Source organism: Amycolatopsis acididurans (assembly GCF_012328925.1).
GTDB classification, from domain to species: Bacteria; Actinomycetota; Actinomycetes; order Mycobacteriales; family Pseudonocardiaceae; genus Amycolatopsis_E; species Amycolatopsis_E acididurans.
In genome coordinates, this window is sequence record NZ_JAAXLS010000084.1 from 1 (window position 1) to 16,659 (window position 16,659).

A 16,659-nucleotide genomic window follows, 5' to 3' on the forward strand; every position below is an offset into this window, starting at 1 on the left:
AGGGGACCCGAATGCAAGGACGGCCCGCAGGGCCGCCGGCGTCAGCCGGGCCAAGCTCCTTGCATTGGGGGCAGCGACCCGCACACTAGGCGCGCACACCCCACCCCACCACCACAAACACCACCACGACGGTTCTTCGACGCGGCTACGCGGCCACCAGAGCCAGCCCCGGAAGCGGGACGTTTCCCCAGCTCACAGCGGTATCGGTATAAAAGCTGGTATATTTTCCCCCCGGTTTTCTGCGGTCCACTGTGGACATTCCCGCTGATCCCTGCCGACCGGGCCGGCGGCCGCGCGGATCATGCCTGGTCGTCCTCGGTTTCGGTGTCCTCGGGGTTTTCCGGCCGCAGCGGTTGCCCGCACACGCGGCAGGTCAGCCGCTCCTCCGCGAGCGTGCCGCGGGCCGCCCACGCGCGCACCGGGTCCGGGCAGCCACAGATCGCCGGGATGCGGTTACGGCTGCGGTTGCGCTTCGGTGGTTGTTCCTCGGCGTGCCGGTAGATCGGCAGCACCTCGGCGAGCCGGGCGAGCTGCTCGGCGTAGGCGCGCTCGGTACCGGGCTCGAGGCTGGTGTCCTGCCAGCCGCGGCCGCCGGCCTCGTCGACGGCGAGGCCGAGTTCCTCGGCCAGGGCCTTGTATCGCTTGTTGTGGTAGTAGCCGCGGTTGCTGGTGTCGGTGAGGCCGCGCGTGGTGGCCAGGCCGTGCGCGGCCTCGTGCAGCAGGGTCGCGAGGATGCCGGCCGGGCCTGCGCGCAGGCCTTCGCCGCCGATGAACAGCTCGTGCAGCTCGGGGCCATCGTCGCCGCGCTGCCAGCGGTTCTCGGCGAAGTGGCCGAGCCGGACGGCGCCGCGCTGGCCGAGCGTGCCCGAGCCGAGCGTGACCATCACGTCGGGCACCTCGGGATGGCGGGCCTGGATGGCCCGCCAGGTCGCCGACAGTGCGGCATAGAGCGGGTCGCCGGCAGCGTCGGTGCTGGTCACGTCGGGGCTTGCGGTCACGATGTGTCCTTTTGTCTCGGGTGGCGCACAGGGGTGCGCGCCCCGTCCGGCGCGGTGCCGGTGGACGGGGCGCGTTGCTCGGCCGCGGCCGGTTCGTCAGAAACCGTCGCCGAGTCGGCCGGTGTTCTTGATCTTCTCCAGGCAGTCCGGGCAGACGATGCCGCCGGGGCCTGCGGGTTGCTGGTCGCACTTGCTGCACGTCGTCGCGGTGGTCGTGTCGTTCTCCAATGTCGCTCCTCATCGTCGCGGGCCAGGGGCAGTGTGCCCGCTGGTCCGGTGGCGGGGTGCGAAGATGGACGACACCCCGGTCCTGCTGTCGTTGGCGTGGTCCGGGTTCGCCGGCCGGGGGCTTCGCTGCCCCCGGCCGGTCCCGTGTTCAGGCGGCCTGCACCGTGCTCGGGTTCTGCCCGGACTTCTCCGCGGCGATCACCACGGCCAGCGCCCGGGCCAGCTCGGCGACCGGCCTGCCCTCCGGGACGGTGATCAGGTCGCCGTCGTCCACCTCGGCGTGCTCGGCCTCGGCGTCGGTGACCACCTGGTAGCCGCGGCGCTCGAGCTGCCCGACCAGCGTGTCGGCCAGCAGCGCAGCCGGGTTGGGCACCTCGTGGGCCTCGCCGATCAGCTCGGCGTCCTCGATACCCTCGGTCTGGCTGATCTCGAACACCGCGGTCATGCGGAACCGGGTGCGGGTCTCGCCCTCGCTGTCGCCCGCCTCGTCGCCGGTCGGCACGTCGCCGCGGTGGGTCACGATCCCCTCGCCCTCGCCGGCCTCCTCGGCGGCCTCGGTGCCACGCGGGCGCACGATCCGCAGACCGGCCTCACCCTTGCGCACCGCGCGGCCGCGCTCGCGCCAGCCGCGGAAGGTGTCCACGTCGGTGAGCACCATCCCGCGCGTCTCGGCCTGCTTGATCAGCAACGCCTGGTTGCGCAGCGAGTAGCCCAGCACCTTGGGTGAACGGCACGTGGTGGCCAGCTGCTCAGCGAGCGCGACCACGGCGGCCGGGTCGGCCAGCAGCTCGGCGGCCTCGGCCTGCAACGCCCGGTCGGCGTCCCGCCGGGCCTTCCGCTCCTGCTCGGTGTACGCGCGCTTGGCCATGATCCGGGTCCCCTTCCTCATCGGTGATGTGTCCTACTGTCGTTGTGCCTCCAGTCTAGCATTTTTAAGGCGTACGCCTCAAATCGTTAGGGCTGGTCAAGCCGGGTTTTTTCCATGATCTTTTAAGGGCTTGTGCCCGGGGGCCTCTCCGAGCGCGCCGGGGTCTGGGGCAGCGCCCCAGTGGGTCCAGGGCGGCGCCCTGGCGGGTACGGGCAGCGCCCGCCCCGGCCCTCGGGCCGGGTCTTCCCGTGGTGGGGTCGAGGATGCGGGTCTTGGGCTGGTCTCTCCTCGCGGCGCACCCCGAAGGGGCGACCGCGCCGGCTGGGGCGCCGGAGGCGCCTGTCCAGGCTCGCCGTCAGGCGACCGCGGAGCGGCTTGGCCTGGACAGGTTTCCCCGGCCGGTGTGGTCGGCTCGCCTGCGCCGCGAGGAGAGACCAGCCTCGCTCCCGGCACCACCACCCACCCGCATCACCGCCGGCCCGCTGACCAGGGGTGACGCTGTCCCGCTACTCGGTGACCGTCTCAGACGTGGGCAGCGCGTCGCGGTGCAGGGTCACACGGATCTCGGTTCCACGCTCGGCGGTGCACCAGCCTGCGACCGCGCCGTCGTTCGGCCCGGCCGGGTGCATGTGCTCCTCCAGCACGTGCGCCCATTGGCTGAACGCGTACTTGCGGGCATCCTGGTCACCGACTGCGTGCCCGGTGATTTCCGGGACATCCGCCGGGACGACCCAGGTCAGCGGCGGGAGGCGCTCCAGCTGGCCGATCTCGGTCACGTAATCCAACGTGCGGATTAAGGCCCGCTGCGTACGGCGGTCGGCAAATTCGGCCATGCCCCGCACGGTACGCCAGCCGACAGGCTGGCGTAGCGGCTCGGCTCGGCGTACACCGGAGCCGTGGGCGAGCGCGACGGCACGCCCGAGCAGGACGCGCCCGAACTCTGCGACTTCTGCGGCACGGTCGTCTCCGAGGAGACCGAGCTGTACGCGTTCGTGCCCGACTCCTCGGCCATCCACGGCCAGGACGCCAAGTTCGACGGCAAGCGGCTGGTCAGCGCGTGCACTGACGACCACCTGCACCGGCTTGTCGAGCAGTACCGCCGCCGCCCGTTCATCGACGCCGAGCTGTGGGCCGGGAAGGTCTTCCGTGCCGTGGATAGCCACCGCGGCCGGCGCATTGACGACGACACCCTCGTCGGCTTGACCGGCCTGACCGTTCACCAGATCCACGCCGGAATCGCCTGGCACAACGAGCGCGCCCGCGCAGTCCACGAACACGGCGACGACACCGACGCCTGACCGGCTACGCGGCAATCAGGGCGAGCTGCTCGCCGGCGGGGTCGGCGGCCGGGGTTCCACCGGTGCGCCAGGCCGGGTCTCGCATCCCGAGGTGGATGGTGCGCGGCGCGCGTTCGAGCAGGGCCACGTCGGCCGCCCCGGGCTCGGCGACGGCGGCGGCACGGTCGGCGGCCGCGGTGACGACCTCGCGGCGCGCGAGCCAGTCGAACCAGGCCGAGCGCTCGGACCGGTGCAGGGCGCCGAGCATCGCGCGACGCTGCCGGCGGCGCTGCTCCTGCTGGTCGGGGGTCAGGCTGGTCCACCAGCGGCGTTGGTGCCACAGGCTGCGCAGCGTCTTCGCCGCCGGGTGCTGGCTGGTGGCGAAGGTCTGCCCGGAGGCTCCAGCGGCGGCGGACAGCTCGCAGCGCAGCGACCACAGCCGCCGCTCGGTGGCGTGGGCGTGGCGAAGGCGTTCCGGGGAGGCCTGTCCGAGGGGGGCTGGGTCTGCGGTGGGGGTGTACCACCTAGTGGGGGAAGTTTCGCGGCGCTGCTCGATGAACGGCGTCGTTGCGGGGCCTGGCAGCCACGCGTCGGTGTCGTCGGTGCCCTCGGCGTAGGCACGTGCGCGGTAAAGGACGCCGTGCTCAGCGGCGAAATCACGCGCTCGGCGCAGCGTCTTCGGGTCCAGGCGGGCGCGCTCGGCCCAGGTGCGGGTCGAGATCGAGCCGCCGCGGACGGCGATGGCCTCGGCCAGGGCGTGCACCGCGGCCGCGACCGAGTGCGCGAACTGCGGGCGCAGCCCGGCCAGATCGGCCTGCTTCTGGGCGGCCTCGCGCAGCGCGTCGGCCAGCAGCGCGGCCTCGGCCTGCTCCGCGGTCAGCTCCTCTGGCGCGCGCAGCGGTACCGGCTCGGCGGCCGGGCGGCGCTCGAGACGCCGGCGGCGCGGCCGGTCCCGGCCGGCTTCGGCTACGGCGGGTTGCCAGTAGGTCTCGCGCCAGGCCTCGAGGCCGAGCTGGCGTGCGCGGGCCGGGGAGGCGCGCTGGAACCGTGACCAGGCCTCGGGCTCGCTCAGGCTGTCCTCGGCGGCCACGACGGTGACCGCGACGGCCCAGACGTAGCGGCGCCACCACAGTTCGCCGTGCTCGTGCGCTTTGCTGCCGGGCACTTTCGCCGCACTCCAGGCGCGGCCGGGTCCCCACCCGGCCCGGGCACGCACGATCGCATCACCGAACTCGCGCGCCGACCGGTCCCCCTCGGCCGCGGCGGCCGCCGATCGGCGGCGCCGGCGGACCGCGCGACCAGCCGGAACGCTGGCCGCGCTCGGGTCGGTGGCGTGCTGCGGCAGGTCGGAGGCGGTCAGGGTGCCGGCCAGCACCGGCGCGTCCAGCCCGGCCCGGTGCGGCGCGGTCAGCAGCCGCAGCGTCCGGCGCGGTGTGCAGGCCGGGCCGTGCTGGGCGGCCAGGCGGCGGCACAACGCCCGTAGCTCGCGCAGCAGCTCGGCCGGGACACGGGCGATCAGGTGCCGGCCGCCCGGGCGACCGGACGCGCGCAGCAGCCACGGCAGGCCGTGCCCGTCGCACCACGCGGCGAGTTCCTCGCCGGCGGCCTCGCCGGCCTCCGGGTCCGTGCCGGTGTCGGCCGGGTCCACATCGACGGCCCACAGCTGCGGCGCCAGGGTGCCGGCGATCGTGACCACCTCGGGCCGCTCGCCGGCCAGGCGGCGCGCCTCGGCCCGGTCGGTGGTCGTGCCGGCACCGTCGTTGTGCGCTGTGACCAGCACGAACGGTGCGGTGAAGGCTCGACGTTCCAGGGCGTCGAGCCGGGCCGGGCTGTACCCGGCGGGGTGTGATGTGCTCGGCGCACCCCAACCCGCCCGCGTGTCGTCGGCAGGCAATACGGGACTACACCGAGGGGTTTTTGCTACAGTCAAAAACGCCTCTCGGGCTACGAGAGCGCAAGGGATCTACCGACAGGGGTTTCGGCGGCCAAACCAAGTGCCCTGTCGAGAAGTTCCAGCGCGTATGAACTTGTTGGTTCGGAACGGAAGTCGCCTCGACCGCTGGTCGGGGCGTTTTTCCGTTTCTAGGCGCTCTTAGCCAGCGGCAAGCCCTCCTGGACGTCGTACGGGATGCCGAGGTCACCGGCGAGTAGCTGGCCGATGTAGTCGGTAAGAGTCATTCCTCGGCGCGCAGCTTCGGCCTCGGCCGCTTCGGCGAGGACGCGCGGTTGCCGCGTGTTCACCTGGGTACGGTCGCCCTTGCTCCTGCGACCGGGCTTTCTACGCTCCATGAGGGCGCAAGTTATCGAAGGTGCTAGCAGGATCGTCGGAGGCGCGCCGATCTTGGGCGTGTCGGCCCGGCCGCGTGGGGTAACGATCACCCCGCCGGGTACCGGCGGCGCAGCTCGTCCACGGCGATGTCGAGCGTCTCGCCGTTGGTGGCGTATTCCACTTGGTCGTTGATCCAGGCGCGGGGCATCGCGTCGCGCTCGACGCCATCGGCGCGGGCGAACGCGCTGATGATGGCGTTCTCCAGGGAGCCGGGTCCGCCGCCGCTGTAGCCGAAGTTCCAGCCGGTGAGGGTGTCGCGCGGGTCGCCGGGCAACGGCTCGACGCGCCCGTCCGGGTAGGCCAGGTAGGCCGGCCGGTCACCGCGCTCGCCATCGGCGACGATGCGGGTTCCGGCGGGGATCGGCTCGGCCGGTGGCCGTAGCGGCCACTCGACGGCGTACAGCTCTGACCAGTCCTGATCCTGGTCGCCGAGGTAGTGCGCGACCAGGCGGCCGGCCGGGTCGGTGCCCCAGCGCAGCAGCGCGGGGTCGGCGATCTGTCGGCGCAGAGTCTCGGCGAGCACGCGGTGCGACCGCGGTTGCTTGGTCGGGTCGGTGTCGGCGAGCTGGGCGAGGTAGGCGCGGTCCCACTGCCCGACGACTTCGTAGTAGCTGGCTGTGCTGTCGGGGTGGTCGTTCTTCTGGAACGCCTTGTCGTAGACGCCGAGGTAGAACGCCAGCAGCCGCGCGGCGCGATCGAGGGCGGCGTGCAGTTCCTCGTCGGGCTGGTCGCTGTAGGCGTCCACGTCGTGTGACCAGCGGCGCAGCGTGTCGAGCAGTTCGTGCAGGGGGCCGTGCTCGGCCGGCTCGCGCGGGATGGTGAACGGTTCGGGGTGGGCGTCGAGTAGTCGCTGGTCGTCGTCGGTGATGCGCGGCTTGGTGAGCCGCGCGGCCCACGTGGTGGGCCACTGTGGGCCGGGCTCGCGGTCGAACCGCGGTTTCGTACCGTCGTACCAGGGCTGCTGGTTGATCCAGACGTGCCGCTCACGCACGTCATCGACCAGCAGGTGCACCGCGGCGCCGGCCGCGGCCGCGCGCTGCGGATCACGAGCGGCGGCCTGCGCCGCGGCGAGCGTGTGCGCGGCGCCGGTCAGCGACTCGTGGTCGATCTCGTCGTGCGTTACCGGCACGGTGCGGCCGGTGCGCCGCCACGCCTCGATGGTGGCCGGTGTGTAGGCCGGGCCGGGGTAGGCCTCGATCGGGCTTCCCACGATCCGCTCGACCTCCGGCAGGCTCGCCGGCCGCTGGAACCGCGGCGCCTCGTCGCGGCGGGCCAGGCGCCGGCCGGTGCGGCGGAAGAAGTGCCGCACCCGGGCGCCAGCGGTCCCGGTGGGCTCATCGTCGCTGGTCACGTGCCAAATGAGGTTGTACACGCTCTGCGTGTGCAGCTCGTCGTCGGGCCGGTAGGAGAACCACACGGCCTCGCGCGGGTCCACCGGCAGCATCGGCGCCACCGTGCGCACGATGTCCTCCAGGTGCGCCGAAACGCCGGCGCCGTAGCGCACCTGGCCGAGCAGGACGACCGTCCGCTGCCCCTCGGGGGCCGCCCCGGCCCAGACCCGCACGTGCACGGGCCACTGCTCACCCCAGTGCAGGTGAACGTCCACCACGTCCTCGGCGACGCGCCGCAAACGCTGCGGCGGCGCGGCCAGCAGGCCGCTGGCCTGGCTCGACGGCTCGCCGGCGCGGCGGGCCTTGACCGCGGCGATGTCGGCGCGGTGCCACATGTAGGCGCGGGCGCCGAGCTTCGTCGGCTGCGGCAACTCGCCCTCGGTGAGCAACTGCCGCACGCGCATCGGCGACACCCCGAGTTCGGTGGCAACTTCCTCGGTGCTGAGGAAGTCCCTGCGTTCCGGCTGGGTCACCGCGGTCCTCCTTCGATCGCTGGGAGCCGGTACGCCGCCCATCCGCACCGGCTATCGATAACGATAGATCATCAACCGATTTAGCGCTATTGAAGGTGTATCGAGCCTGGTCATTCGGCATGTCTGACTATCGGTGTTCCGGGTTCAGACATGCCAGTGCCCGACACCGGATGGGGTGCCGGGCACGTGGCAACAGCGGCCGGGTAATCAGGCGGCACGCCCGTGGTGGCGCACGCGGTGCACCGGGGCGGGCTCGACGGCCAGCGGGCCGTGTTCGGCAGCGTCGTAGCGGCGCCACCCGCCGCCGGCGCGCTTCGCCGCGTACATGGCCAGGTCGGCGGCGTGCATGGCCTCCGGCAGCGTGGTCTCGGCCAGCTGGTCGCCGGCGATCACGCCCAGCGAGATGCCCGGGGTGATCGTCACGCCGTTGACCAGGGGCAGCGGGTCGGTGATCCAGTCGTGCACCCGGTCCAGGTGGTGCGGTGCCGGCACGATCGGCAGCACCGCGGCGAACTCGTCGCCGCTCAGGTGGCCGACCACCGAGGCGCGGCCGAAGGCGGTGCGCAGCCGGTCGGCGACCTCCGCGAGCAGCTGGTCCCCGGCCCGGTGGCCGTGCCGGTCGTTGACGGCCTTGAGCCCGTCGACGTCGCCGAGCACGACGGCCCCGGCGTCCGGGTAGGCGGCCTCGGCCAGCCGCACGAAATAGCGGCGGCCGGGCAGCTGCGTCAACGGGCTGAGCCGCTCCGCGGCCAGCTCGGCCTCGAGTTCGGCGACCTGGGCGCGCAACTGTGTGATCGTGGCGTCCGTGCTGGTCATGCGCATCACGCCGACACCTCCACCAGGTCGTAGCGGGCGCGCAGGCCGTCCCACGTCTCGACGTGGCGGCCGGTGGCGTACCGGCCGTCGTCGGTGGGTGTCCAGGTGCGCATGAGGTCGTCGCGAACGGTGGGACGGTCGGCCGGCGGCTGCGGCGCGCCGAACCCGGCGACCAACCACACACGGGGTTTGGTGCTGGTAGACATGACGGTGCTCCCTCGAGGAGTGAGCCCGGCCGGCGAGGAACTTGCCAGTTTGCGCGTCAGTCGGGCGCTCGGACAGTTCGGTCCTGGCGGACCCGGCCGCTCGCCGGAACACGCTGGTCACGGCGGGCCGCCGGCCCCGTCATGGCGCGCTGACCAGCTCTAGCAGCACGTCCCGGTGGCACGGCCCGTCCAGCGGGCAGTAGCACGCCAGGTCGAACCCGGCCAGCTCGGCGTGGGCCTGGGCGATCAACGCGGGCCGCTCGGCCAGCCACGCCCGATATGCCTCGACCGCCTCGGCGCGGGCGGCCGGTGTGCCGGCGCAGCGGTACGGGTTGCCCCACTTCGACGGCCGGGCGACCGACTTCGTGTTGTGCGGCAACGGTTTCCCGCGCCGCTGCTGAACGCCGACGCCGCTGCGGCGGGCCAGGCTGCGCAGCTCCTCCAGCAAATCGAGCTGACCTGGAACCTGCGGGTGCTCGCTCATCGCCGCGGCTCCTTCTCGACGACTTCGCCTTCCACGATCAGCGCCCGGGCCGGCGGCAGCGCGGCCGGCTGAGGCTGGGCCGCGGGTAGCGGCGGCGGCGTGATGGTGACCCGTTCGGCCGGGGCGTAGGTGGGTTCGGGCTGGTCAGACGAGGTGCGGATGAACGCGGCGTGCAGCCGACGCTGGCGGATATGCCAGCAGCGGACGCTATACACGGTCTCCCGCACCACCACACCGAGCGGCCATGCGCTGAGCAGCCCGATCGGCAGGGTGACGACGCTCGGCGCGCCGTAGTCGGCGATCGTCGTGCTGGCGGTGATCAGCACTCCCCCGCCGCATAGCTGCGGGAAGTTCTCGACAAGCCACTCCAGACCGACCAGCAACGGCGTTCGCGCTGGTCGTGGGTGGAAAATAGGCATCGGGTCGTCCCTCTCTTCCAGGTGTCGGACGGTCCGGCCCCGGCGGTGTTGCACCACCGTCGGGGCGCTCAGCACTCCCCACCACGGGAAGTAACTTAAGTTAGGTTAACTCCGGCGAGGTTGGAGATTCAACACTCCGTTCGTGTGAGCGCCCGCGCCCTGGCTCGCGCCCTGGCTCGCATCCGGGCTCGCGCGCGGGTACGCGCGCGGGTACGCGCGCGCGTAGGCGTTCGGGCGAGTGTCCGGGCTCGCGCGCTAGCTGTCGCGCACACTCGCTCGCGACACGTGCGCGGGTGCGGGCGCCTACCTGGGCGCAAGCCCGATCATCTGCGAGGATGGCGGCCGTGACGATGACGCTGGAGGTACCACAGAACTTGGCCGGCGACGAGGTGCTGCGCTTCATCGCCAAGATGCGCTGGTGGGCGCGTGACCACCTGCAACGCATGATTATCGTGGTCGCGTCGGCCAAGGGCGGGGTCGGCAAGACGACCATCGCAGTCGAGCTGGCGTACTGCCTGGACGCGGTGCTGGTCGATCTTGACTGGGACGACGGCTGCGCCAGCCGGGCGCTGGGCTGGTGGCATGAGCACCGGGTGCGGTCGCCACTGCTGGACGCGCTGGACGCCGGACGGACCCCGCGGCCGATCCGCGGTGGCGCCTCGAAACCGGACATCGTGCCGGCCGGGCCGGAGCTGGAAGCGAACCAGCCGAGCGCGGACCGCATGGCGAAGTCGCTGATCCAGTGGACCAACGAGTGGAACCGGCCGGTGGTGGTCGATACCCACCCGGGTGGCAACGGTCCAGGTGACGGCGCGAAGGCCGCCGCACACCTGACGCTCTCACCGACCACGCTCGGCAACAAGCAGCTCGAGGCATTGAACGGGTTCGTGCTGGCGCACGCCGGCTACAACCTGATGATCACGCCGAACGAGTTCGTTGACCAGGCGTGGGCCGATGTGCATCTCGACCGGATCGCCGAGATTTCCAAGGAGTACGAGATTCCGGTGTCCACTCCGGTGCCCGAGGACAAGTGGCTGCGCAGCCGGAAGTCACGCACGGCGGTGTGTTCGGTGCGGACCATGCCGAAGCGGCACGAGCAGCTGATCACGGCGTACGCGCGAGTGGCGCACCAGTCCGCACGGCGCGCCTTGCAGGTAGCGGAGGAAGCGGCATGACCAGCGCATCGGACACCGAGACACCGGAGACGGACGTGAACGAGCCGGACGGCGTGTCGGAGATGTTCGAGCGCCGCGAACAGCGAAAGGCCAGGCGTCGGGGCCGCACCCCGCGAACCCTGCCGGAACCGCGCCACCCGCGGCCGCCGGCGAAGGACGGCCCGGCCGACGAGATCACCGCGGACGACAGCACCGTGACCAGCGACGACACGGAAGCAGTGGCGCCGGAACCCGAGCAGGCCGCGGCGGCCGAGGACGCTGTGGAGCAGCCGTTGGAGCCGGACCCGCAGGCCGAGGCTGGCCCCGGCGAGCCGGAACCCGCCGCCGATCAGGACCCCGGCGAGCCCGAACCTGAGCACGGCGAAGCTGAGGCGCCCCCTGAAGCACCGGAACCGGCGGCGGGGAACTCCGCGACCGGTCAGGCCGTCTCGGTGCCCCGTGCGGCCGCTGGGACGGCAAAGGCGGCCAGCGATGCCGCGCTGTCCTGGGCCGCTGCGGCAAGGAAGCAAGCCCTGCGGCTTGACGGCCTCGCGACCGCAGTGCGCCGAGCACGGGCTGAAGGCGTTCCCCCACTGGTGCTCGGCGCGGCGCTGGCCGATGCCGAGTACCGCGCCGGCCTGCCCCTGCCGCCCGAGGTGTGGGCGGCCGCCGAGCCCGGCGACGGCTAGCCGCTTGCTCGTGCGCGTACCCGCGCGCGGGCCTGTGTGCGCACGCGCGCGCGAGCCCGGTACCGGGCCAGCATGACAAGACTTGATCGCGGAGCCGACACCGCGTATAACTAAAGTTAGGTTAAATCGGGAGGGAGGCGAATTGTCGCAGGACGTGGGCGGCGCGGAGACCAGCTGGGAAGCGGTGGCGCGCAAGCGCAAGGTCGTGGAGCAGCTCAAAAAGGAGATCAGCGAGGAGACACCGCAGGCCATCAAGGACGCCAGGAACGCCGGCGTCTCCATGCAGGACCTCGCCGAGATGTGGAGCGTCACGCAGGCATGGATTTACACGATCGTGCCGGCCCGACGCGGCCGCGGCTCGTAGAACCCTAGCCAGGGAAGAAAGAGGCCCCGGCGGTGCAGCAACACCGGCCGGGGCGAGCGGACAAAACGAAATGAGGTTCCGAAGTGTCCAACAACAATGGTACGGCCTTGGCTACCTGGCCAAACACCTCATCCGAGGCCCCGGGCGCGTCGCCGATCGAGCTGCCCCGAATCGACCGCGGCGAGACGGCCGGCCTCGCGCCTGAGTGGGCGCAACAGGTGGCCGAGTCCCGGGCGCGGGTGCACTACCAGGGCCAGCTCGTCGGGCTGCGCAAGCAGGAACTCACCGACGACGAGTTCGACGCCATCGCCGACCTGGAGAAGGAAAAGCGCGAGCAGACCCGTCAGCAAGAGCTGCGGCACTTCGAGGCCGAGCTGGCCGATGCCGACGCCGAGTTTGAGGCCGGCCGCACGCTCAAGAAGAGCGCGCGCAGGTTCGAGGCCGCGCGGGCGAAGTCCACGGCGGTCATGCAGGAATGGCGGCAGCGGGCCGCGCACGCGGCCGAGCGGCTGACCAGCCACGATATGCGGCTCGCGCAGCTGACGCGGCAACTGACGTGGACCCGGCGCGTGCTGATCACGCTCATGGCGGTGGGCATGGCGTGGTCGGCGGTGAACGTCCAGCACAACCTCGTGCCCTCCGGTAACTCGGCCGAGGCCTTGTTCTGGGTCTCCTACGGGGTTGAGGCGCTGGTCAGCGGGTGTCTGATCGTGCTGTTGATGACCTCGGCGACGCTCGAGCGGTGGGGCTACGACCGCGCGCGGCACGGCCGCAGCGGCTACGCGCTGGAAGCTGTGCTCGTGTTCGTCTCGCTCGGGCTGAACATCGGCACCCCGCTCAGCCACGGTGATGTGCCGCTCGCCCTCGAGTACTCGGTGGCGCCGCTGATGGTCGGCGCCCTGGTCGGGACGTACAACTACGCCACCGGCGCGCTGTCGCGCGTGCTGGCCGAGCAGGCACACGCCGATATCCGGCAGCGCTACGCGGGACTCCTCGCGGACGGCGAGCTGCTGGCGCTGGCCGGCCGCGGACTTGCCGCCATGAACGACGGTGTGCTGCGTCCCTCTACTGCTGAGGATGGCGGGGGAGTGCCCTCGGCCAGCGCGCTGGCTTCCGGCCTCGGTGTGAGCAAGCCCCGCGCCTGCCAGGTGCGGGATGCGATGAAGTTGCTCCGCGTGATCGGTGACCAGCGTTAGTGTGCCTAGTGGTGCCGGTGCTTCCGCGCCCGCGTACGTGCTGGTCGCGGGGGTGCCGGGTCCACTCGGGACCGTTGGACGCGGCCGGGTGGCGATGGGCGTCGCCACCCGACCACTTGACACGAGGAGGTATAGCTCCCATGTCCAGGGATAAGGATGTCAAACTCACCGAGCTGAAGACTGGTGCCGGGGGTCTCGGTCTGGGCGCAGCCTCGCTCGCGCTCGACGCGATCGCGCAGCCGGGCGGAGCGTTCACGCCGTTCATCGAGACCGTAGCTACGCCTGGCATGGTTGCCGGCGGCGTGCTGGCGGCAGGCGCCGTGACACACAACCGCTGGTACTTCTCCGCGCACCAGATCTTCCGACGCGAGGTACATGGGGATGGCTGGCTCGACAAGCACGACCTGAACCAGACCTGCGGCAAGGCGGCGCTGCGCAAGGAGGCCGACCAGCTGCGCCCCGGCTTGAAGGGCAAAAAGGGCAAGCCGACCGAGTACGGCTGGAATCTCGGCGAGATCGTCTCCGGGCACCGCAACGTGCGCGGCCGGTCGGTCTACTCACCGGGGCCGCGGCCCATCGGGATCGTCGGCCCCACCGAGTCCGGTAAGTCCCAGCTGCTGATCGGCGGGATCATCGAGACCCCGGGGGCGGCGGTGATCACCTCCACCAAGCCCGAACTCGCGGTCGCGACAAAGCTGATCCGGCAGCATCGCGGCCCAGTCGCGGTGTTCAACCCGCAGGGCCTCGGCGCCGACAGCGCGGACGCCACCGAGCGCGGTTTGGTCGAGAACACCTTCTACTTCGACCCCGTGCTCGGTTGCACTGACCAGCAGCTCGCCGACGCGCGAGCCTGGGGACTGGTCCGCGGTGGGGGCGGCAGGGAAGGCATCGAGCGGGCCGACTTCTGGGCCGGCAAGGCCGTCGAGATCATCCGCTGCTACCTCATGGCCGCGGCGCTTCAGGGCTGGGACATGGGCGCAGTGATGCACTGGGCGCACAACCCCGACGACTACACGCCGGTGAACATCCTCGAGGCACACCCGGCGCACGTCCCGGCCGGCTGGATCGGCACGCTGACCACCCACCTCCAGGCCAGCCACAACACCCGCACCGGCTACTTCGCGACCGTGACCAGCTGCGTCGGGTTCATGGACAACCCCCTGGTGGCTGCTGCGTGCCGGCCGCCCAAGGGGCACTCCTTCAACGTCGCCGAATTCCTGCGCTCCAACGGCACCCTGTACCTGATCGGCGGTCAGCAGGACCTGCGAGTCGCGCCCCTGCTCAACTGCCTGACCGAGTACTTGTTCAGCGAGGCGCAGAAAATCGCGGCCGGCATGGGCGGGCGACTGGACCCCTACTTGACCTTCTGGCTCGATGAGGTCGCCAACATCACCCCGGTCCCGCTGGACCAGTGGACGACGGACTCACGAGGCTGGGGAATCCGCGTGGTCGCGGTCATCCAGGCACTCTCGCAGCTCGAGACCACCTGGGGGCCGGCCCGGGCGGACACGATCTGGGCCAACCTCCGCACCAAGATCATCCTCCCCGGCGTCACGGACCAGCGGGACCTCGAGGCGCTGGCCTACCTCGCCGGTAAACGGTGGGTTGAGCGCGTCACCGAGAACGAAAACAGTGGCGACGCCACCGGCCGGGGCCGCTCCCGCAGCACTGGCCGCTCGCGGGTGCAGGAGCCGGTCGTGGAAGGCCACACGATCTCGGGTATGCCGAAATGGCACATCTACGTCCACGGCCTCGGTCGCCACCACGCGGCCGTGCTGAAGTTCGAGCCCGGCTACAAGCGGGCCACCCGGGAGACAAAGCGCCTGAGCAAGCTCGCCCAGTCCGCCGGCGTGCCCGCCTTGCAACCGGCCGAGGCCACGGAAGGTGTCCGGGCGTGACCGAGGCACCGGACGGCGGCCCCGGCAAGCGCCGGCCCGAACGGGACCGGCTGCTGCTCGACCTCGGTGCGGACCTGCGAACGGTTCGCACCGAGGTGTCCGGGCTGCGCGCCGACGTACGCGAGACCGCCGGCCTCGTGGCCGAGGCCATGCCGCGGCTGGAGGATGTCGAGAACGACCTGGCCGAGGTCAAAGGCACGCTCGAGGCGCTGACCGAGGAAGAACCCGAACCGGGCAACCCGCCGGTGGAATGGCCGGCGCTGCCCGCCGAGGACGCCGAGCGGGAATGGGACGAGTTGGCCGAGTGGGTGGGCGACACGCTCGTCCCCTGGCTCCAGATCACCCGCTCGCAACTGCCGGACATGTGGCCGGCGCATCCGCGCGCGGTGTTCGAGCTGCTGTGGCTGAAAACGTGCTACCGGCAGGCGTACATGAAGCGGTCGCACCCGACCGCGGCCGCCGAGTGGCACACCCGCTGGTTGGCCGCCGCCCTGGAGAACGTGCGGACCGCGATGCCGAGCGACTGGGAACACCGCATGGAGCCGAACCAGCCGCCAGCCGGGCAATCTCCGCCGCAACCGCCGGCACCGGGTACGCCGCCACCGGCGCGGCCGGGCTACCAGGCTGGCGGCGGCGCCGAGCCGTGGAAGCAGCAGTACACCCCGCCACCGGCCGCGCCGCAGCAGCAGCCAGCGCCGCAGCAGCCGGCCCAGCAACCCGCCGGCTACAGCTACGGCGGGTGGCGTGAGCAGCTGGCCACCCGGGAGCACTGGGACCAAAGCTGGCAGCAGGCCAAGGCCCGGGACATCGCCTGGCGGCGCGACCGCGAGCAGCGCCAGCTCGACCAGGCCCGCCGGAATCTCGAACAGGGCACGACCAGCACCGATATCCGCAGCTGACCAGGAAGAACAGGCAGCACCCGCACGACGTCAGGGCCTCGGCAACCAGCCGAGGCCCTGATTCATGCTCGGCCAGTGTCACCCATCGCCGTACCATCGGTAGACGACCGGGCCGATCACCGAAGGGTGCACGATGTCCACGACCAGCGAAACCGGCCGCTCGCTGCCCCTGTTCGACCCGAACGGCGGCGCGCCGCCTGCCGACGCCGTGGAGCTGTACCTCGAGGCCCCTCGCTCGCTCGGCGTCTTCTACGCCGCGGCGGTGGCCAACGAGCACGCCGGCGGACACACGGGCACTGTCGTGCAAGCGATCGAACGCATCCAACAGAAGGCACTCGATCGTGCCGTTCAAGTGATCAAGCGCGAGGGCGGCTACGCGAAGGTCGGCGAGCACAGGAACGTCGGCAACGGCCGGCCGACTGTCGGGAAGTACCTGCCGGCGACGCTGTACCTGACGGCGATCTCGGAGAAGTTCGCCGACCGGCGCACCGACGTTGCCCGGTTCCACGAGCACATCTACGTCGGCGGCCGCGCCCTGGCCCACGAGGACGGCCGCGACTGGCCGACCGATCTCGTCTCGCTGAAGCGAGTCCTCTCGATGGCGCAGGCCGAGTACCGGCACATGATCGTGAAAATCTCCGAGGCGGCACTCGAACTGCGGTGGGACCGCATTCCCAGCCTCAACTCCATCGAGATCATCGAGCCTCCGATGTACGAGCACGTCACGCGGTACCCGCACGTGATGTGCGCGGGTTCGTTCTCGCTGCGGCAGCGGTGGATCAGCCGTGACGTGATGTCGCCGGAGGAAACCCGGCACGCGGTGTAGCTGCCGGCCCGCTCACTAGCTGTGGGGTGGGCGCGCCGTGCCTCGGGGCAGGCCACTCCTGGCCTGCCCGCGCGCCTGTCCTCGAGGGGAGCAAGGGGACCCGAATGCAAGGACGGCCCGCAGGGCCGCCGGCGTCAGCCGGGC

General features: G+C 71.5%; 19 protein-coding genes. 8 read left to right on the forward strand and 11 right to left on the reverse strand.

Annotation, left to right across the window (positions count from 1 at the left end; all coding sequences use genetic code 11):
- Window positions 1–299 precede the first annotated feature (299 nt).
- The 4 genes from HFP15_RS40845 to HFP15_RS40855 all read right to left on the reverse strand — a co-directional run bounded on the left by HFP15_RS40845 (window position 300) and on the right by HFP15_RS40855 (window position 2,927).
- Entirely contained in the window at window positions 300–998 is a 699-nt protein-coding gene (locus tag HFP15_RS40845; RefSeq protein ID WP_168523767.1) for a hypothetical protein, read from the reverse strand.
- 96 nt (window positions 999–1,094) lie between these two features.
- On the reverse strand, window positions 1,095–1,226 hold the full coding sequence (locus tag HFP15_RS43725; protein ID WP_281355775.1) for a hypothetical protein: 132 nt from the start codon (window positions 1,224–1,226) through the stop codon (window positions 1,095–1,097).
- Window positions 1,227–1,374: 148 nt separating this feature from the next.
- Complete coding sequence (locus HFP15_RS40850; protein ID WP_168523769.1) at window positions 1,375–2,115, reverse strand: ArdC-like ssDNA-binding domain-containing protein; 741 nt, start codon at window positions 2,113–2,115, stop codon at window positions 1,375–1,377.
- Between the two features lie 485 nt (window positions 2,116–2,600).
- Entirely contained in the window at window positions 2,601–2,927 is a 327-nt protein-coding gene (locus HFP15_RS40855) for a hypothetical protein (RefSeq protein WP_168523771.1), read from the reverse strand.
- A gap of 63 nt (window positions 2,928–2,990) precedes the next feature.
- Here HFP15_RS40855 and HFP15_RS40860 point away from each other — a divergent pair, with 63 nt between their 5' ends.
- The gene (locus tag HFP15_RS40860) at window positions 2,991–3,392 is read left to right on the forward strand and encodes a hypothetical protein (RefSeq protein ID WP_168523773.1); all 402 of its coding nucleotides are present in this window, start codon (window positions 2,991–2,993) and stop codon (window positions 3,390–3,392) included.
- A 4-nt stretch (window positions 3,393–3,396) separates the two neighbouring features.
- Here the strand turns inward: HFP15_RS40860 and HFP15_RS40865 are convergent, their stop codons facing one another.
- The 7 genes from HFP15_RS40865 to HFP15_RS40895 all read right to left on the reverse strand — a co-directional run bounded on the left by HFP15_RS40865 (window position 3,397) and on the right by HFP15_RS40895 (window position 9,396).
- A complete protein-coding gene (locus HFP15_RS40865) occupies window positions 3,397–5,265 on the reverse strand; it encodes a hypothetical protein (RefSeq protein WP_168523775.1) in 1,869 nt (622 codons plus the stop codon).
- A 188-nt stretch (window positions 5,266–5,453) separates the two neighbouring features.
- Entirely contained in the window at window positions 5,454–5,612 is a 159-nt protein-coding gene (locus tag HFP15_RS40870; protein WP_168523777.1) for a hypothetical protein, read from the reverse strand.
- A gap of 134 nt (window positions 5,613–5,746) precedes the next feature.
- A complete protein-coding gene (locus HFP15_RS40875) occupies window positions 5,747–7,564 on the reverse strand; it encodes a helix-turn-helix transcriptional regulator (RefSeq protein WP_168523779.1) in 1,818 nt (605 codons plus the stop codon).
- 207 nt (window positions 7,565–7,771) lie between these two features.
- Window positions 7,772–8,380 carry a GGDEF domain-containing protein gene (locus HFP15_RS40880; RefSeq protein ID WP_210718536.1) on the reverse strand — a complete coding sequence of 203 codons (609 nt, stop codon included), beginning with the start codon at window positions 8,378–8,380 and terminating at the stop codon, window positions 7,772–7,774.
- Window positions 8,381–8,385: 5 nt separating this feature from the next.
- Window positions 8,386–8,586 carry a hypothetical protein gene (locus tag HFP15_RS40885; protein ID WP_168523783.1) on the reverse strand — a complete coding sequence of 67 codons (201 nt, stop codon included), beginning with the start codon at window positions 8,584–8,586 and terminating at the stop codon, window positions 8,386–8,388.
- A 139-nt stretch (window positions 8,587–8,725) separates the two neighbouring features.
- A complete protein-coding gene (locus HFP15_RS40890; protein WP_168523785.1) occupies window positions 8,726–9,070 on the reverse strand; it encodes a DUF4326 domain-containing protein in 345 nt (114 codons plus the stop codon).
- Entirely contained in the window at window positions 9,067–9,396 is a 330-nt protein-coding gene (locus tag HFP15_RS40895) for a hypothetical protein (RefSeq protein WP_210718537.1), read from the reverse strand. The genes HFP15_RS40890 and HFP15_RS40895 overlap by 4 nt, the downstream gene beginning before the upstream one ends.
- A gap of 443 nt (window positions 9,397–9,839) precedes the next feature.
- Here HFP15_RS40895 and HFP15_RS40900 point away from each other — a divergent pair, with 443 nt between their 5' ends.
- The 7 genes from HFP15_RS40900 (at window position 9,840) to HFP15_RS40930 (ending at window position 16,515) form a co-directional block, all read left to right on the forward strand.
- A complete protein-coding gene (locus HFP15_RS40900) occupies window positions 9,840–10,664 on the forward strand; it encodes a ParA family protein (RefSeq protein WP_246272536.1) in 825 nt (274 codons plus the stop codon).
- Window positions 10,661–11,332: a hypothetical protein gene (locus tag HFP15_RS40905; protein WP_168523789.1), complete on the forward strand. Its 672-nt coding sequence runs from the start codon at window positions 10,661–10,663 to the stop codon at window positions 11,330–11,332. Before HFP15_RS40900 ends, HFP15_RS40905 begins: the two co-directional genes overlap by 4 nt.
- Window positions 11,333–11,474: 142 nt before the next feature.
- A complete protein-coding gene (locus HFP15_RS40910) occupies window positions 11,475–11,696 on the forward strand; it encodes a hypothetical protein (RefSeq protein ID WP_168523791.1) in 222 nt (73 codons plus the stop codon).
- 107 nt (window positions 11,697–11,803) lie between these two features.
- The gene (locus HFP15_RS40915; RefSeq protein ID WP_168523793.1) at window positions 11,804–12,892 is read left to right on the forward strand and encodes a beclin/Apg6 coiled-coil domain-containing protein; all 1,089 of its coding nucleotides are present in this window, start codon (window positions 11,804–11,806) and stop codon (window positions 12,890–12,892) included.
- Between the two features lie 140 nt (window positions 12,893–13,032).
- Window positions 13,033–14,790 carry a type IV secretory system conjugative DNA transfer family protein gene (locus HFP15_RS40920; protein ID WP_168523795.1) on the forward strand — a complete coding sequence of 586 codons (1,758 nt, stop codon included), beginning with the start codon at window positions 13,033–13,035 and terminating at the stop codon, window positions 14,788–14,790.
- Window positions 14,787–15,689 carry a hypothetical protein gene (locus tag HFP15_RS40925; protein ID WP_168523797.1) on the forward strand — a complete coding sequence of 301 codons (903 nt, stop codon included), beginning with the start codon at window positions 14,787–14,789 and terminating at the stop codon, window positions 15,687–15,689. Before HFP15_RS40920 ends, HFP15_RS40925 begins: the two co-directional genes overlap by 4 nt.
- A gap of 133 nt (window positions 15,690–15,822) precedes the next feature.
- Window positions 15,823–16,515, forward strand: coding sequence for a hypothetical protein (locus HFP15_RS40930; RefSeq protein WP_168523799.1), 693 nt, complete (start codon window positions 15,823–15,825; stop codon window positions 16,513–16,515).
- Window positions 16,516–16,659: the final 144 nt, after the last annotated feature.

Bases quoted from the DNA above. Each gene is read 5' to 3' on its own strand.
- HFP15_RS40850 (WP_168523769.1), bottom strand. From the start codon at position 2,115: ATGAGGAAGGGGACCCGGATCATGGCCAAGCGCGCGTACACCGAGCAG.
- HFP15_RS40855 (WP_168523771.1), bottom strand. From the start codon at position 2,927: ATGGCCGAATTTGCCGACCGCCGTACGCAGCGGGCCTTAATCCGCACG.
- HFP15_RS40880 (WP_210718536.1), bottom strand. From the start codon at position 8,380: ATGACCAGCACGGACGCCACGATCACACAGTTGCGCGCCCAGGTCGCC.
- HFP15_RS40885 (WP_168523783.1), bottom strand. From the start codon at position 8,586: ATGTCTACCAGCACCAAACCCCGTGTGTGGTTGGTCGCCGGGTTCGGC.
- HFP15_RS40890 (WP_168523785.1), bottom strand. From the start codon at position 9,070: ATGAGCGAGCACCCGCAGGTTCCAGGTCAGCTCGATTTGCTGGAGGAG.
- HFP15_RS40900 (WP_246272536.1), top strand. From the start codon at position 9,840: ATGACGCTGGAGGTACCACAGAACTTGGCCGGCGACGAGGTGCTGCGC.
- HFP15_RS40905 (WP_168523789.1), top strand. From the start codon at position 10,661: ATGACCAGCGCATCGGACACCGAGACACCGGAGACGGACGTGAACGAG.
- HFP15_RS40920 (WP_168523795.1), top strand. From the start codon at position 13,033: ATGTCCAGGGATAAGGATGTCAAACTCACCGAGCTGAAGACTGGTGCC.
- HFP15_RS40930 (WP_168523799.1), top strand. From the start codon at position 15,823: ATGTCCACGACCAGCGAAACCGGCCGCTCGCTGCCCCTGTTCGACCCG.